The sequence below is a fragment of the Lysinibacillus sp. NPDC093692 genome, assembly GCF_050280125.1.
Classification (GTDB): domain Bacteria; phylum Bacillota; class Bacilli; order Bacillales_A; family Planococcaceae; genus Lysinibacillus.
Map to the genome: position 1 here is coordinate 25,244 of NZ_JBNNUW010000027.1, position 17,881 is coordinate 43,124.

A 17,881-nucleotide genomic window follows, 5' to 3' on the forward strand; every position below is an offset into this window, starting at 1 on the left:
TTCCCTCATTATAACAAGAAAATTTATTTTATGCCTGCACATGATGTTTACTGAGCCTGTTGTACAATGTTTACGTAAAACAGCCATCCCTTAGAAGAGATGGCTGAAAAATTTTACTAAGCAGCTAAACTGCCTCTTTCTTTTCGCTTAATTATTTCATTAACGTCTTTAAAGGTTACAAACTTGCCTTGCTCTTCATCATACAACTTGTAGCGTAATGATTCTAAGCTTGTACGTAACGTAATTGTCGTTGCAGTGTGTAATGGCGGTATGTCATTATGCGCCTTTTCAAGATTATAGTTCGGTACACGAGGAGCTAAATGGTGTACATGGTGGAAACCAATATTGCCTGTAACCCATTGTAATAGCTTTGGTAATTTATAATACGAGCTACCTTCAACAGCAGCCTTTACATAATCCCACTCTGAGTCATGCTCAAAATAAGAATCTTCATACGTATGTTGGATAAAAAATAACCAAATGCCAAGAGAAGCAGCCACAAACAATGTTACTACATGCACTAATAAAAATGCTTGCCATCCCATAAAGAAAATTAAGGCTGCACAGATTCCTACGATGGCTACATTTGTTAAATACGTATTAATACGTTCTTTCTGTTTAGCATCATTTCGATTACGACGGTTTAAAATTAACACCATAAACAGTGGACCTAAGCCAAACATTACGAATGGATTACGGTAAAAACGATACCATAAACGTTGCCCTTTAGATGCTTGTATAAATTCTTCCACTGTCATCATATCAATATCACCGATACCACGCTTATCTAAGTTCGAGCTAGTTGCGTGGTGAATTGTATGCTCACGTTTCCATTTTTCATATGGGAATGATGTTAACACCCCAGTTACAAAACCAACCCAGTCGTTTGCTTTTTTACTTTTGAAAAATGAGCCGTGTGTACAATCATGGAAAATAATAAAAGTTCGTACGACAAATCCAGCAGAAATTACACTTAACCCAACTGTTAACCATGGTGAAACATCCACTAACATATAGCCAGCTACCCAAAGGGCAATTAAAGGTATAATCGTATTAACCATTTGAAAGATACTTTTAGCCGTATCAGATTTTGCAAATGGTGCTACATCTTGGCGCAGTTTTTTTGTTTTTTCTTTATCTGTTGCCATTATATTTACTCCCTCGTTTCCTTTTTTTCTTATGACCTCATCATAAAACAAGAGTACAATCATGCAACAGAAGCAAACATCATAAAAAGGATATGACATTTGTCATATCCTTTTATAATGTGTACAAAGGAATAAATATAAATTAATATGGCTCATCACTATAAAGTGGAGTTGATTTCCGTTCCGGCTGGGCGCTTTGTTGCTGTCGCTACGCTTTCGCACAGTTAAAACATTTGTTGTTGCTGTCGCTACGCTTTCGCACAGTTAAAACATTTGTTGTTGCTGTCGCTACGCTTTCGCACAGAGCAAAGCTTCCTGGGCGCCCAGCCTACACTCAAATCAACCTATTATACAACGCGTATTTCATCTTCAACTTTTGGTGATAAGAATGTGGCATTGATATGAGTAGGCAAGCTGAAAAGATATGTCATGTCGAATACTTTCTACACTTTTGGTCCAGTTAACTGTAGCTGATAAAATACAAGATCTAGCCACTGTCCAAATTTGTAGCCTGCGTTTTTTATTGTCCCCGCATATTCGAAACCTAGTTTTTCATGTACTTTTATGCTCACGATATTTTCACCATCAATGCCCGCTACGAGTGTTTTCACATCTTGCTCTTTAGCAATTCGAATAAGCTCATACATTAATTGGATAGCTATTCCCTTTTGATAATGATCTTTATGCACATATACAGAGTGCTCCATTGTGTGCTTATAGCCTGGATATGGACGGAACTGACTATATGTTGCAAAGCCGGCTACTGTGCCATTGACGTCAAAGACTAGCAGTGGATTACCGATTGCTTGCTGGTCCTTGAACCATCGTCTTTTTTCTTCTAACGATTGAGTTTCATATCGATAAACGGCTTTGCTCGTTAAAATAATGTCATTGTAAATATCTAAAACACCAGGTAAATCTTTCTCTTCCATTAATCGAATCATCATGCTCACGTCCTACTTCAATTATGCCGAGGCTTTAACCTCTTTACATAAAGTTATAACACTTTTCCTAGCATTACACATTAAAATACCGAGCATCTGGATGTGCAAAGACTATTGCTGAAACAGAAGCTTCAGGCTCCATCATAAAGCCTTCCGTTAAATGCACACCAATGTCTTCTGGTTTTAATAAGCCAAACAATTTCTCTTGATCCTCCAAGTTCGGACATGCAGGATAGCCAAATGAAAAACGCTGCCCTTGATATTTTGCGGCGAAACGATCACGCATTGTAAAATCTGTCTTATCCGAGAAGCCCCATTGATCACGAATTTCTTGGTGCATACGCTCCGCGAAGCCTTCCGCAAGCTCAAGTGCTGTAGATTGTAATGCATGACTTTCAAGGAATTTCCCTTCCTCTTTTAGCTGACGAGCTTTCGTCATAACCCCTTGTCCAGCTGTTACTACCATTAAGGAAATATAGTCCATTTCACCGCTTTCAACTGTTTTCAGGAAATCTGCAAGACATAAAAACGGTTCAACTTGCTGACGCGGGAAGGTAAATCGTTCAATTTCTGTTTTGCTATCTGCTGGATCATAAACAACTACATCATCCCCATCGGCTTGTGCAGGGAAAAACTGATACACACCCGAAGGCTTCAATAAATCACTTTGTAAATAATCGTCGACTAAATCTTTTAACTCTGTTGCCCTTGCATCGCCAGCATCAAGCAATTGCTGTACTTGACCTTTTAAGCCTAGGTGATGTCCAAGTAATGTCCGCATATTAACATATGGATATAAATGCGAAACCGCATAATCTCTCTTTACATGGCGTCGCAAATCAGCCGGAAGAAAGACAGAAGCTCCCTTTACCGTGCGTACAGGCTTAACAGTTACTTCTTTAGCCGTGCGAGCTGCTCTTTTTTCGTCTGCCTCTAAGCGTTTTTTGCGAGATTCCTCAATTTCAACTAAGAAATCCGCACGTGTACCTTTCCCCATTAACCGATTTACTTGCTCTAATCCTTGCATCGCATCCTTTGAATAAATGACAGGACCATTATATTCGCCAGCGATTTTTGTTTCAGTAAAGCGACGAGATAATGCCGCTCCCCCTACTAAAATAGGAACATCAATACCCGCTTCCTTGAAATCTTGAGCTGTAATAACCATTTGCTGTGCTGATTTTACAAGTAAGCCTGAAAGCCCGACGAAATCTGGCTTCTCCTTACGAATCGTTTCTATTAACTGAGCAGGTGTTACTTTAATGCCAAGATCAATTACCTTATAGCCATTATTACTTAAAATAATATCGACAAGGTTTTTCCCAATATCATGCACATCGCCTTTTACAGTAGCAAGTACCATTTTCCCCTTGCCAGCACTCTCTTCATTTTTCTCCATGAATTGCTCTAAATGTGCCACTGCTGCCTTCATAACCCCTGCTGATTGTAATACCTCCGCTACGATGAGCTGATTATCGTTAAATAAACGGCCAACCTCTGCCATTCCGTCCATTAATGGTCCATTAATAATATCAAGCGGTGTTTCAAAAATTTCACGAGCAGCATCTAGATCCTCAATAAGCCCTTCCTTTGTACCTTCTAAAATATAGTAAGCTAAACGACCTTCTACTGTTTTTGGAATATCTGCCTCTGTTTTTTCCTTCTTTTTATCACGATAGAAATCCGTGAAAACAGCTAATGTTTCATCATTTGTATGGAAGAGTAAATCATTGGCTAGCTTAATTTCCTCCTCAGGAATGGATGCATAACGTTCTAGCTTCTCCGTATTCACAATTGCATAATCTAATCCAGCCTGTGTACAGTGATATAAATATACGGCATTTAATACTTCACGACCTACTGGTGGCAATCCGAACGAAATATTACTAACACCAAGTACCGTTAATGTACGTGGCATTTTTTCTTTAATCAGGCGAATTCCTTCTACCGTTTCAAGTGCTGAACCAATATACTGCTCATCTCCCGTTCCTACTGGGAACATTAATGGGTCAAAGATAATATCTTCAGGAGCAATACCCCACTTTTCTGTTAACAATTTATAGGAACGTTCAGCAATCTCAAGCTTACGCTGTCGATCAACCGCCATGCCTTGCTCATCAATTGTCCCCACTACTAAAGAAGCACCATATTTTTTCACTAGCGGTAAAACTGCGTCAAAGCGCTCCTCGCCATCCTCTAGGTTTATAGAGTTAATAATCGCTTTCCCTTGAGAAAACTTAAGTGCTTCCTCAATTACTTTTTCATCTGTCGAGTCAATTACAAGAGGTACTTTTACTTTTTTTACAACCTCCTGCATAAAGCCACGCATATCTTCTAGTTCATCGCGGTCAGGGTTTGCTAAACAAATATCGATAACATGTGCTCCATTTTTCACCTGGGCACGCGCGATTTCTGCAGCTTCCTCAAACTTCCCGTCAATAATTAAATTTTTAAACTTACGAGAACCGATTACATTTGTCCGTTCACCAATAAATAACGGACGCATAGAATCGTCATACACCAATGGATCGATACCAGAAACTACATGACCATGTGTGGCATCTGGTAATTGACGAGGCTTTTGGTCCTTTAGCACTTCTCGAATAGCAGCAATATGTGCTGGAGTTGTACCACAGCAGCCTCCGATAATATTTAGCCACCCCTTTTCTGCAAAGCCTTTTAGCTTTTGTGACAGCGATTCAGGTGACTCATGGTAGCAACCTTCCTCGTCAGGTAAGCCTGCATTCGGGTAACAGCTAATATAGCCTGTTGAAAGCTCTGCTAGTGAACGGATATGATCCGTCATAAACTCTGGTCCAGTTGCACAGTTTAAGCCAACTGATAATGGCTTAATATGCTCGATGGAAATATAAAAAGCATCAATTGTTTGACCGGCCAATGTTGTTCCCATCGGTTCAATTGTTCCCGATATCATCACAGGTAGCTCTTTTTCAGTTGCCTTAAAAGCACGAGATACCCCCAATGTTCCTGCCTTAACATTCAACATATCCTGACTAGTTTCTAGCAACAGAACGTCGGCTCCGGCTTCGATTAATGCCTTGGCCTGAACATAGAAGTTTTCCTCTAACTCATCAAATGTAATACCACCTGTAACTGACAAGGTTTTTGTAGTTGGTCCCATAGCCCCCGCTACAAAACGTGGCCAATCGGATGTAGAAAACTCATCTACTACTTTGCGTGCAATTTCCACAGCACGTGTATTGATTTCTTCTGCCTTCGCACCAAGATCATATTCATTTAATACAAGTGGTGTACTTCCAAATGTATTTGTACAAATAATATCTGCTCCAGCTTCTAAATATTTTCTATGAACTTTTTCAAGCACATCTGGTCTAGTTAGCACGAGATTTTCATTACAGCCATCATATTCCTCGCCGCCAAAATCCTCTGCTGATAAATTTTCATTTTGTAGCATTGTACCCATTGCGCCATCAAGAATTAAAATTCGTTTCTCTAGTTGTTCTTCAATCAAGTGCTTAGCCATTTATACTTACCCCTTTTTTCTGTTCATCCAATTGCTCAATAAATTTCATCAATTCTAGTGTCATGTCATAGCGTAAAAATGGTGTGATGAGGTAAATACCATTGAAATATTCCGCTGCTACTTCTACTAATTCCTTAGCAATTGCAATTCCTTCTAGTGTTGCGCGTTCTTTATCATCGCCACATTCCTTCATACGGGTTAACACATCATCGGATAGTTTGATACCTGGCACTTCATGATGTAAAAACTCCGCACTTTTATAGCTCGTTACTGGCATAATGCCTATATAAATTGGTGTTTCTAAATGCTTTGTCGCCTCGTAAATTTCCACGATTTTTTCCTTTGTATAAACAGGCTGCGAAATAAAATAATCTGCGCCATATTCAATTTTCTTCTCTAATCGAGATACCGCGCGATCTAGTACACGTACATTAGGATTAAAGGCTGCCGCTACAGAGAAATTCGCCTTTTTACGAAGTGGTTTCCCCGAGAAAGATACACCTTCATTTAACTGTTTTATTAATTGGATTAGCTCCATTGAAGATACGTCATAAACGCTTGTGGCCCCTGGAAAATCGCCCACCTTCGTCGGATCTCCAGTCACTGCTAAAATATCGTGAATGCCTAGTGCATTTAATCCCATTAAATGTGATTGAAGTCCAATTAAATTACGATCCCGGCATGTTATATGAGTTAACGGTCGTACCCCGTGTGTTTCTTTCAGTAAGGCACCCATTGCGACATTACTAATCCTTGGGGAAGCAAGTGAATTATCTGCCATCATGACTACATCTGCGCCCGCCTCATATATTTTTCTTGCTCCTGCAATAAAGCCTTCAATTTCTAAATGTCTTGGTGTATCTAACTCCACTATAACGGAGCGTTCACGTTTTACTTTTACATGTAATGGTTCGTAATTTGCTGGCTCAGCCTCACGGACAATCTCTACTTTTTCTGGCTTTGCATACTTTTCTTCGACTGGGGATAACTCCTCTAAGTACTTTTTCGCTGCAGCAATATGCTTTGGTGTCGTACCACAACAACCACCAATTAAACGTACCCCCTGATCACGAAGCTCTACAGCTGCTCGACCAAAATAATCTGCCTCCGACTCATAAACGACACGGCCATCCTCTACATCAAGAAGAGACGCATTCGGATACGCTGACATAAATGCTTTCTTAGGAAGCTCTACACCTTCAAATGCTTGTATTGTATGGTGGGGACCTAAGCGACAGTTAACACCTACGAGATCAGCACCTAGCGCTTCAAGTTCATGTAAAGCGTTATTTAAGCTCATTCCATTTTGTAAAATCCCTGGTTCGTGCATAGAAATTTGAGCAATAATCGGTAATTTCGTTTTAGCTCGTAGCATTGCTAAAGTCGCTGTTAACTCTTCAAAATCATAATATGTCTCCAGTAAAAGGCCATCTGGATTTCCTGCAAGTAAAACGGTTGCCTGCTCATCAACTGTTGCTAAGATTTCCTCTAACGTTGCATCGCTTTTTCGAATACCACGGATTCCCCCAATAGTACCTAAGACAAATTGTCCACCATCTGCCGCTGCTCGTTTTGCAATCGTTATAGCAGCTTCGTTAAACTGCTGCACACGAGATTCTAATCCATAGCGGGCTAATTTTATGGCATTAGCTCCGTAAGTGTTCGTTTGAATAATATCGGCACCTGCCGCTATATACTCTCTATGAATCTTTTCAATTAATTCAGGTCTTTGTATATTCATTTCCTCGTGGCAATACTCCAAGCCATAGCCGTATAAAACTGTACCAATTGCACCATCTGCTGTAAGAACATGCGTTTTTAACCTTTCAAGCAATCCCATAAAACTAGCCTCTCTTCCTTTATTTATCAATTATGCCTCGGCATAATTGCATCCGGAATCGGCTTTGTGCTTAGGCCTGCACGAGGGCCGACACGATGTCGGTCATTTCGGTAATGCCACAGGAGGTGGCGTTTTTACCGATGCAGGTCAGTTAGCCATTATCGCATGGGTGCGATGGTTTTAGGCTAACATCCCCAAAGCACTCCTTTCCGATTCCGTGACAACCGCCGGAGGCTTTAACTTCTTTCAGTGGATATTTGGTACCCGCTGAAAGAAGTTAAAATAAAAAAGCCTTCTTTTACAAAAAAAGAAGGCTTTAACGTTTCGTCATTGTTTTTTCCTTCTCATCTTCGACACTATGGTCCTCTGGATTTAGCACCTGACAATAAGTTGGTTGCTGAAGCTTCATAGGGCCAGTCCCTCAGCTTCTCTTGATAAGAATGTTGTATGAATTTTTTAAATAATTAAAAGAATCATATCGTTTACGAACGATTGAGTCAAGACTATTTCACAGAACAGAGGTAAAACTTCACGAAAAATACCAGATTTTGATTTAAATCAAACAATTACGATAGTTTTTCAGCAAGCTCCTCACCAATTTTTTTACCATTTTGAATACACGCACCTATGCCTACTCCGAAATAAGAGCACCCCGCTATTGATAAATTCGGATAGTTTTTCTCAAGCTCTTGTACGAGACCTTGCAACGCTTCACGATGTGCCAAATCATATTTTGGCATTTGGTCGATCCATTTTGTCACATCCACAATTGTTGGTGTTTCCTCAATACCCAAGCTTTTTCTTACATCCTCTAGAGCAACCGCTGCTAACTCTTCATCTGACATCAAACGCAATCTCTCATACTCAGGGTTAATGCTCTTATAAAAAAGTCGAACTAGTAATTTTCCTTCTGCTGACGTGTGTTTCCACTTGCGACTTGTCCACGTTGCTGCATTACAAATAACATCTGAATTATGTGACGCAATATAGCCTGTTCCATCCGCCGGTAATCTATTATCGGGTACATCAAACCCTAAGTAAATCGTAATGGCGGATGCAGTATTGAATTGTTCAAAATAGCCGTTCAAAGATTCATCCTGCACTAAGCTTTGTACCGCTTCATTTGGCAGTGCCATGACAACATGATTTGCTTCAATTATTTTACCGCTTGCTAATGTAACGGAGTACTGATTCTCCTGCTTTTTAACACTTGTAGTGGCAATCCCTTTTATAATTTCTACATCCGTTAATGTTTCTTCAAGTCGATCAATTAGTGATGATAAACCATTTTTAAATGAAATAAATTTTTTATTAGCGGCTTTCAAAAATTGTTCCCTGTTTGCATCAAAGCCTTTAATAATACTACCGTAATCGTTTTTGTAATCGATTAAATACGGTAAAGTGGAAGCAATTGAAAGTTGATTTAAATCTCCCGAGTATACACCTGCAAGTACGGGCGCTATTTGGTTTTGAACAAGCTCCTCACCTAAATAGTACGTTAGAAATTCCCCAATCGAACTTTCCTTAGTAAACCCTTCATTTGGCATGGTTAAATCCGTTAATGCTTCTTTTTTACCTTGCTCTGATACAAGCGTGCTTTCCTCAAGAGATTGTAAGCTCATAGGAATACCAAACGTTGAATCCGCTGGGATAGCATGTAGCTCATTATTTGTGTAAATATACGAAACACCCGTTTCGTTATACACAAGATTTTGTTCAAAATTAAGTTCTTCTACTAATTCCATAACACCTTTATGACGCGCTACTATAGAATCAGCACCTGTTTCCAAGATAAAGCCTTGTTCATATGCAGAATGAAGCTTGCCACCAAGGTATGTATTTTTTTCAACGAGTACAAGCTTTACATGTAAGTTTTTCTCCTGAACTTGGCGTTGTAAATAATGCATCGTACACAAACCCGTAATTCCGCCACCTAATACAACAACTGTTTTCATATTAACCGCCCCTATTTTTAGTTCTTAATTTCAGTATAAACTTTTTTTATCGAAAATTACGTTAAACCCTTTACAAATTTAGCAAAAATGGAGCTATCCAGCACATGGGATAGCTCCATTTTTTTCTATGTTCAATTAGTATATATTGAATTTAACAGCATATTTTCACCGGTATCTTTTATCTACCTAGCGGATCGTATATATTAATAGTTGATATAGTGTTATTTATAGCTTTTCACTTCATTAATTTAAATTTTGTGCAAAACTAGCTAGTTCTTCAGCGGAATTTTTCACTTCATTAAAAGCAATACCTAATTGACTTAGTACTTCTACTATTGCTTGTACTTCTTTTTCCATCTGTCCATTTTGTTCTTTGGCTTCGGTCATAGCGTCCAATATGTTAGTAAATTGACCTTCCGTTTGAACCATATTTTCCTCACCAGAAGTTACCTCTTCTTGAATATTACTAAGCGAGTGAACAAGTTTATCAGTCCGCTCATTCGTTTTATGTAGTAAAGTCGCAACCGATGTGACAGATTCCTTTGTTTGAATCGATAGCTTTCTCACTTCATCTGCAACAACACTAAAGCCTTTACCCGCTTCTCCAGCGCGAGCCGCTTCTATTGCCGCATTTAAAGCCAACAAGTTTGTTTGATTAGCAATATTTGTCACAACATTCATAATCGATTCCATTTCCCTTGACATATCTGCCAACTGTGTAATATTTTCCGCTATACCATCAAGCGAGTTAATAATATTACTCATATTTTGCGATTGATTCTTTAATCGTTCACGACCCTCTAATGCCTGACTCTCAGCCATAGTCGACACTTGAAGTGATTTTTTTGCCAGTTGTTTAATTTCATCCGATTGTTCGCTTAAGCGATAAAACGAGTTGTTTGTTTCCAATGATATTGTGGCAAGACCTTCCGAAGACGCTACGATCTTTTTCTCTATTACTTCTTTTCTACGTTCTATTTTTTCATGAAGTTGCTCAATGGTATGCTCAAAAGCCTCTAAAACTAACTGTTGCTCAAAATTAGATATTTTCGAGATAGCCCTAATTGTATTAAGTTGATCCATTGGATGATGAACATGTTCTTCAACTAAGTCAATAAATGATGCCGTTAAATCTTGAAAAGCACAAATATACCATTGTGTTTTAAGCCCGATATGTACATGTACTTTAGCAATTTTAACTCTTCTTTGATAAAAATCATCATCAATCGTACCATTAAACATTTCAATAATATGACGTCTTAAAGTAATTTTCAGCTTCTCTACAGAACTATGTTTATTAATAATATCTACTAGAGTACGTTCAGTTACAATCATTTCATAAAATCGATTAACAATGTTATCAATATTGCCTTCTACAAAAGGTTGAAAGGCTTTTAAATATTGTAAATCCCGCTTCGTCAATTTAAGCAAATCAATTTGCTTTTTTATTGAATGGCGATTCGCTATATCCATTTTTACAATGTATTGCTCTAAATCTAACGCCGTTGTCTTTCTCTGTTTTTGAAAAATCACACATTTACCCTCTTTCATGCCGTGTACTTTTAAAAGCTGAGAAAAATTTAATTCCATTCACTAAAAAATAAAAAAACATCACCATAAAGTAGAATTGATTTCCATTCGGGCTAGGCGCCTTCCTGTGGAATTGTCATCCCTAACTTTTAGTGAGAACACCCTCAGGATATTTATATATATATTACCTGTGACTCTGTCTTTTGTTACGGGCTACAATCAACTAAAAATGGTAACTTTATAATTAGCTATCGCTACTAACTACCTTTCAAAATCCCTCATATACCTTATACATTTTATAAATAGCTGTCAATTTTCAAATATACATTTTTTACCATTAATTGAACAAAAAGTACCTGTTGTCTTACTTATTATCTAAAACAGAAAAAAAGCTACCACAATACTTTTGGGTAGCCAATTGACATCATCTCTGTTTTTTTTATGCTTATTTTTCCTTTGTTTTAGTTCGAGGTAATACCACTTTATTATATTGATATTTTTACCACCAATCACAACTGATAATATATACCTATCTATTGCACCGGAATTGAAACTTATTATCCATTCAACAAATAGCGATAATTAATTCTAAAAACCTATTACTTTTTAATAAAAAATACTTACTTTCCTTTCAATTCTTGCAGTAAAATTGCCGCCTCCGCACTTCCTGCATCTGCTGCAAGTCCATACCATTTTATAGCCTCTTTAATATTTCTAGCTATTCCTTCTCCTTTATTGTATATGTGCCCTAGTTGTAATTTTGCTTCCGAATCACCTTGAAGGGCGGCCTGTTTAAACCAATGAATACCTTTTTCAATATTCCGTATACCTGTTAACCCTTTGCTCCAAATAAAGCCCAAATCATAAAAGGCATCGACATGATATTGCTTTGCTGCTCTTTCATACCAATATAATCCACGGTTCACATCTTTCGGTTGCCCTAACCGACCCTCTAGATAGATACCTCCAAGCCTATATTGTGCCTCAACATAGCCTACTTCAGCAGATTTTTTATAATAGCTACAAGCTTGCGCCTCGTCTTTGTCGACTCCTAATCCCTGCTCGTATATAATTCCGAGTGTAAACATGGCCTCTGCCACACCTTGTTGTGCGGCAAATTCGAACCACTTCTTCGCAAGTACCAAATTTTCTGGCACTCCCTCACCGTTAAAATACATATCCGCTAAATTATTCGCGGCATCTGGATGCCCTTGCTTTGCTGCAGCCTCGTACAGCGAAAAAGCCATGTTATAGTTTTCTTCTACACCTATACCTTCAAAGTGAAAATTACCTAGTGCATATTGTGCATCAGCATTATCTTGTGATGCTGCTAACTCGAACCACTTCACGGACTTTTCTGGTTGGAAATATGTCCCGTCGATTGCACTATAATATTCACCAAGTTGAAACTGTGCATCCGCATCCTGTTCCTCGATGGCATCTTTGTATAAGTCAATGATTACTTCATGATCAAGATCTTCTTCGTCAAATGCTTCAACTTGCTCATTTTGATGAATAAAATACCATTCCAATATATCAAGTACATCATCAACAACCTCAACGCAATTAGCTAACTTCTCCAATGAAGAAATTTGCCAAATGAAAATATAAATAGGGAGTGGAATTGCTTCACGCAGTAAATCATCATATTCAGCTAAAAGCGTTAGCACATTCTCCTGTACTGACTGTGTCTGTTCTGGATGAATAATTTGTAAATGTCGTTGTTGTTTTTTTTTCAATAGCCCCTGCACAACTTGATATACAATTTTGTGCAAGGCTGCTAACTGTACTTCTTTGACTGCTATCAAATCAATGTTTTGCGCAAAACACGTATCTTGTGTTTGCGCGAGCTTTTGTAGGGACCCTATTCGCTCTTTATTTTTTTTTGCTAAAAATTGCCCATACATTCGTTTCCCCCCTCGCACACTACTATCAATTTCACCTTGGCATAATTGTTGCTGTCGCTACGTTGCACTGCGCTTTCGCACAGAAAGCATTTGTTGCTTTCGCTACGTTAGTACTTCGCTTTCGCACAGAAAACATTTGTTGCTGTCGCTACGTTAACACTTCGCTTTCGCACAGATTAATTGCCACAGGAAGTGGCACTCTTAGACTGAGTCCCCCTATTTCAGCAGGTATTTAGACACACTCTGAAAAAGGAGCCCCATCCGCATTCATTTCACCACCTTGAAGTGGGAGTCTTCTACTGAATGAAAAAAATGCACCTTGCCACTATTATATGGAAGACAGCTCTATATTGGTTACACATATGCTCTCAATATTAAGCCAATAAACAATGTAATAAACAAAAGGACAGTTACATGAATCCATTTATACATTTCTAATAAACCAATAAATTCACGAGTAAATGCATTAGGTACATAATAAAAGGCTGTCTTTGAACCAACACCTTGTGCATCAAGCTTCGCCTTTTTAGCATAAATACTTGCACGGAAAACATGAAAATTATTCGTTACGAATAAGGATCGATATTTTTTCCCCTGAGCATGTTTATCCATAATTTCTTTAGAGAATGCCATATTCTGCTCAGTATTTGTCGATTGATCTTCCATAAATACTTTTTGAGACAGTATTTGATGTTCGTCAACTATATATTTTTTCATAGCATATGCTTCTGATACTTTTTCATCACTTCCCTGTCCACCTGAGACGATAATGTAAGGTCGTTCATCATATTTTTTAAACTGCTTTACTGCCTCGTCTAAACGGCTAGCTAAAAGCGGCGGTACTTTATCTCCTATTAGCCCTGACCCTAACACAATAATATAGTTAGGCTCATAAAAGATAGGCGTAAAATGATATAGAGTAGCGTAGGCCATTATGCTTGTATATAAAAACATTGTATAACCGAAAACCAAGAACCCATAGAAGAAAAGAATATGCCAAAGATCATTTTCGATATTCATAAAAATCACAAATACATACCAAATCATCATAATAAAAAAACTCAAACCAAAAACAGCTAACAATAGATTTCGTACTTTACGTCCTTCTTTTTCAAGTAAAATTCTACTATTAAAAAACGTAGCTATCGATAAAATAAACATAATACTCGGGAAACTTCCAAGTATTACGACTATACCCATCTTCGACACAATCCCCTGCTCATTCGGGAGAAATACAGGATGACTAAGTACATTGCCTAAAATAAACAACCCTACAAGGCCCAGAACTACTGCATTGAAAAACCGTCTTCTTTCCGTTATATAAAAAATTAAAAAAATTGAAATTAATAGTAATAATGTTGAGATCATCGTTTCACTCCTTTCTTTCCATATACCCTTTTTAAGGCTTATCCTCTTAACTCGAGGTTGATTTCCGTTCCTACTAGTGGCGGACGTCCAACCTCACTACAATTAACGATATACGTAATGCATGTCCAATATTTGGATTAGCATTGTCACTACTTGTTCAAATTTGTGCATATACATAAATTGATGAAAGCGTTTATTTTATTTTTTGAGATGGTTCATGTAAAATTACTATTAGATTAGTTTATGACAAAACTAAAAATTATATTGGAGGAATGTAAGTAATGAAAAAAATTCTTGCCGCTCTTTTTGCAGCGACACTTATGTTTGCAACTGTAGGTGCAACATTGTTCATCTCAGATACACCAACTGCAGAAGCTAAATCCTATAAGTCAGGTAAAAAAGGCTTCTCAAACAATAATAATAACAATAGCTCAAATTTCCAAAAATCTCAGGATAAATCTAAAGATCAAAATAATGCAACAACAAATAAAAGCACAAACAAAACGGATTCAACAGCTAAGAAAGGCGGCTTCTTCTCAGGCGGTCTTATGAAAGGCTTAATGCTTGGTGGCTTAGCTGGCTTACTATTCGGAAGTCTTTTCAGTGGTATGGGTATGCTTGGTAATATTTTAGGCTTATTAATTAACGTTGCAGCCATCATGGTTATCATAATGCTAGTTGTAAAAATTGTTAATATGTTTAAAGATAAAAAGCGTAAAGAGGAAGCACAATGGCACAAATAATTAATGAGCAAGATATAATTAATGCAATTTGCTTATCTCAGGCTTACTATAAAAACATTCGCCCTGAGGATGTATTTGTAGAACTAACATACGATGATGACGCGGGCTTCGGTGCAGAAGTTGAAACGAATGGTCAAGTCGAGATGTTCAATACATCAGCAATGATTGGCGCACTACGTGTATGGATTAAAGACGTCCTACATGGTGATCCATTTTCAACAGGAATCGAATTAGTCTTAGACGATGAAGAAGGCATTATTGCTAGACTATCGTAAATAAGTAAAGAATAGCAGTTCAGTAAATCTTATAGATTTATTGAACTGCTTTTTTATTTTTTCAGACGTTGTATTGCTTGTTCTTTCTTTTCTTCCTCAATTGTAAAATCGACTATTGATCTGCCGAGCATTAATAGCGTAATAAACATGACGCCTGTTCCAACGATTAAATAAATCATCGTAAATATCTTTGAAAAATTACTAGTAGGATACAATCCCGTCTCAACACCGGTTGGAATTAAACTCACTACTGCAAAATACATGGCATCAATCCAATACCATCCTTCCGTTCCTTTATAAAACATTGTCCCTGAAAGAATGATAAAAAATAACGTTGTAAACAAAGATAGAAACTGCGGACGCTTGAATGACTTCCACATGCCTACTAACAATCTTTTCGCAGATAAAATAAATGACAGCATCGCATTCTCCTTTGATCCATTTTCACTCCAGCGTTATTACAACTCTAAATTCGTTTCTCGCCATAACGGTTGATTTCCGTTTCGACTGGGCGCTTTGTTGCTGACGCTTCGCTTTCGCACAGCTAAAACATTTGTTGTTGCTGACGCTTCGCTTTCGCACAGCTAAAACATTTGTTGTTGCTGACGCTTCGCTTTCGCACAGTTAAAACATTTGTTGTTGCTGACGCTTCACTTTCGCACAGAGCAGAGCTTCCTGGGGGCGTCCGATGAGCCGCTTTTGTTGTTGCTGTTGGTCACGGAGGCGTTACCACAAAACGTGATGCTTTTAGCCTTCGTTCCTCTAAATCGCTAATCCCCAAGGAGTCCCCAGCCGTAACGAAGATCAACTGATCCATATGGTAAACTTTCCAACAAACATCATCCCAAACTTTGAATGAGGAACTCCTAAATTGTACTAGATATCCATCGCAATAAAAATAACATATGCAAACGCCTAAAGGTAGAGGTTTCTATTCACAACCTCTACCTTGAATGTTTTCATTTCTTTAATAGACTATTAAAGTTCACAAATATTTTCGCTGCATGGCCACGTTTTGTAGGAGCCTCGGGTAAAAATCCCCCTTCACTACCTATAATAATACCTTGTTCATACAACATAGTGATTGCATGTTTTGTTTCTTCATCATAAGAGGCAATATCTGAGAATGGAGCTTTCCCTTTCACCACATAAGGTTTCTTTTGCTGATATACGTAAGCACGATTAATCATTACTGCTAGTTGAGCGCGAGTAACTGGCAGCCCTGCGTTAAACGTCCCATCCATCCCCTTAGTTAGCCCATATGCATAAGCTGCTGCAATTTCTGACTGAGTTCCGACATCATAGCTTGCAATGTCTGTAAATGGTGCCTGTTCCTTCGTCGTTAAACCGAGACTTCTAACAAGCATCGAAACGGCCTCTGCACGAGTTAAAAATTGCTCAGGCTTAAACGTACCATCTGGATAACCGTTCATAATACCCGCTTCAGCTGCATTCAATATAAACCCCTCTGCCCAATGCTCTTCTATATCAGGAAAGCTTAAAGTTCTTCCAGTAGTAAAAGTAACTGTTGGACTTTGAACACTTTCATTCCCAGCCGCATCAACCGCTTTAATTGCTACTGTATATGCTGTATTCGCTATTAAATTATCCAAAGTTATAGCGTTTATTGCAGCATCTTGTGTAAATGTCAGCTTACCGTTTACATATACTTTGTAACTAGTGACACCTACATTATCCTTTGCTTCCTGCCAGCTTATTTTTACCGTTGTACTATCCATCATGTTTGCTTGGATCGTTTTTGATACATCCCATAACGTACTTGTTTTAATCGCTGGTAAAAACGCCTCGTTCGCTACTGCTAAATAGCCTGCTTCACTTAAATGAATATTATCAGGGTTTGGTAAATAGCTTGGAACATCTTTTGCTACAATATTGTATGTCGGTACAAAAATGGCACCCGCTTTTTCAGCAGTTGTTTTTATCGTTGCATTCATAACTTTTAATAGCATTTTAAATTGTTGCTGTACATCCTCACTATAGTACGGAAAAGAATTATAATAGCCCATCACATAAATTTGAGCATTCGGATTAAGCTTCTTAATTTCTTCTAAAATAGCAGCAATATTTTTTATTGCTCCCTGGGAAGCTTTTAGCATCATTGCTGCATTAATGCCTGTTGTCTGAGACTCTTCTAAAATAGGTATTAAATCATTGGCACCAACGGTTAGTGTAATAATTTCAGCCTCTTTAATAGATGTGCGAACCTTTGCCTTCTCGCTTGGATAACCGAATCCTACCACTGACTTTTCCACATTATTTTGTATATCCTTTAATATATCACTCGTTGTATAGCCTGAATTGGCAAAACCCTTATTATAAGACGTAATTAAACCATCTTGCTGTAAAGCTTGTGCAACAAAATCCGTGTAACCTAACCCAATCATACCAACCTCATTCATACCATGTGCTAAGGAATCACCCAGTGCCACATAATCTGCTTGAACTACCCAACTTGGCGCTATGTAGTCTCTTTGTTCCTCAGCATTTACACCTATTGGTACTACTAATTGACATGCCAGAATGCTAGCCGCTAAAAACCGAAATTTCTTTGATGATTGCACACCCTCACTCCTCCAAATTTCACTAATTACTATTTTAATATACAGGAGATGGAAATAGGCTAAAAAAGCGTAATTATTTTTTCG

The 17,881-nt window shown here is 38.0% G+C and carries 12 protein-coding genes and 1 riboswitch; of the genes, 2 read left to right on the forward strand and 10 right to left on the reverse strand.

The features are described 5' to 3' along the window. Positions 1-116: 116 nt before the first annotated feature. The 8 genes from ACQKN4_RS21820 to ACQKN4_RS21855 all read right to left on the reverse strand — a co-directional run bounded on the left by ACQKN4_RS21820 (position 117) and on the right by ACQKN4_RS21855 (position 14,197). A complete protein-coding gene (locus ACQKN4_RS21820; protein ID WP_079563643.1) occupies positions 117-1,148 on the reverse strand; it encodes a fatty acid desaturase in 1,032 nt (343 codons plus the stop codon). A 443-nt stretch (positions 1,149-1,591) separates the two neighbouring features. Next, positions 1,592-2,092: an N-acetyltransferase family protein gene (locus ACQKN4_RS21825; RefSeq protein ID WP_427484804.1), complete on the reverse strand. Its 501-nt coding sequence runs from the start codon at positions 2,090-2,092 to the stop codon at positions 1,592-1,594. Positions 2,093-2,165: 73 nt separating this feature from the next. Continuing rightward, complete coding sequence (gene metH / locus ACQKN4_RS21830) at positions 2,166-5,597, reverse strand: methionine synthase (RefSeq protein WP_427484788.1); 3,432 nt, start codon at positions 5,595-5,597, stop codon at positions 2,166-2,168. Beyond that, complete coding sequence (locus ACQKN4_RS21835; RefSeq protein WP_427484789.1) at positions 5,590-7,437, reverse strand: bifunctional homocysteine S-methyltransferase/methylenetetrahydrofolate reductase; 1,848 nt, start codon at positions 7,435-7,437, stop codon at positions 5,590-5,592. The genes metH and ACQKN4_RS21835 overlap by 8 nt, the downstream gene beginning before the upstream one ends. Before the next feature lie 341 nt (positions 7,438-7,778). Further along, a riboswitch (SAM riboswitch) is annotated at positions 7,779-7,878 on the reverse strand. 125 nt (positions 7,879-8,003) lie between these two features. Continuing rightward, a complete protein-coding gene (locus ACQKN4_RS21840) occupies positions 8,004-9,392 on the reverse strand; it encodes a protoporphyrinogen oxidase (protein WP_079563640.1) in 1,389 nt (462 codons plus the stop codon). Positions 9,393-9,635: 243 nt separating this feature from the next. Continuing rightward, positions 9,636-10,925: a globin-coupled sensor protein gene (locus ACQKN4_RS21845; RefSeq protein ID WP_079563657.1), complete on the reverse strand. Its 1,290-nt coding sequence runs from the start codon at positions 10,923-10,925 to the stop codon at positions 9,636-9,638. 617 nt (positions 10,926-11,542) lie between these two features. Beyond that, on the reverse strand, positions 11,543-12,829 hold the full coding sequence (locus ACQKN4_RS21850; RefSeq protein WP_427484790.1) for a tetratricopeptide repeat protein: 1,287 nt from the start codon (positions 12,827-12,829) through the stop codon (positions 11,543-11,545). Positions 12,830-13,183: 354 nt separating this feature from the next. Next, positions 13,184-14,197 carry a YdcF family protein gene (locus tag ACQKN4_RS21855; RefSeq protein WP_427484791.1) on the reverse strand — a complete coding sequence of 338 codons (1,014 nt, stop codon included), beginning with the start codon at positions 14,195-14,197 and terminating at the stop codon, positions 13,184-13,186. A 281-nt stretch (positions 14,198-14,478) separates the two neighbouring features. Between ACQKN4_RS21855 and ACQKN4_RS21860 the strand changes: the two genes are divergently transcribed. Together ACQKN4_RS21860 and ACQKN4_RS21865 are read left to right on the forward strand one after the other, a co-directional pair. Next, positions 14,479-14,940, forward strand: coding sequence for a hypothetical protein (locus ACQKN4_RS21860; protein WP_079563637.1), 462 nt, complete (start codon positions 14,479-14,481; stop codon positions 14,938-14,940). Further along, a complete protein-coding gene (locus tag ACQKN4_RS21865; RefSeq protein ID WP_079563636.1) occupies positions 14,928-15,215 on the forward strand; it encodes a DUF2653 family protein in 288 nt (95 codons plus the stop codon). Before ACQKN4_RS21860 ends, ACQKN4_RS21865 begins: the two co-directional genes overlap by 13 nt. 53 nt (positions 15,216-15,268) lie before the next feature. Here ACQKN4_RS21865 and ACQKN4_RS21870 read toward each other — a convergent pair whose 3' ends face one another. Together ACQKN4_RS21870 and ACQKN4_RS21875 are read right to left on the reverse strand one after the other, a co-directional pair. Next, positions 15,269-15,637, reverse strand: coding sequence for an ion channel (locus tag ACQKN4_RS21870; RefSeq protein WP_427484792.1), 369 nt, complete (start codon positions 15,635-15,637; stop codon positions 15,269-15,271). A gap of 537 nt (positions 15,638-16,174) precedes the next feature. Further along, entirely contained in the window at positions 16,175-17,797 is a 1,623-nt protein-coding gene (locus tag ACQKN4_RS21875; protein ID WP_427484793.1) for an S-layer homology domain-containing protein, read from the reverse strand. Positions 17,798-17,881 lie beyond the last annotated feature (84 nt).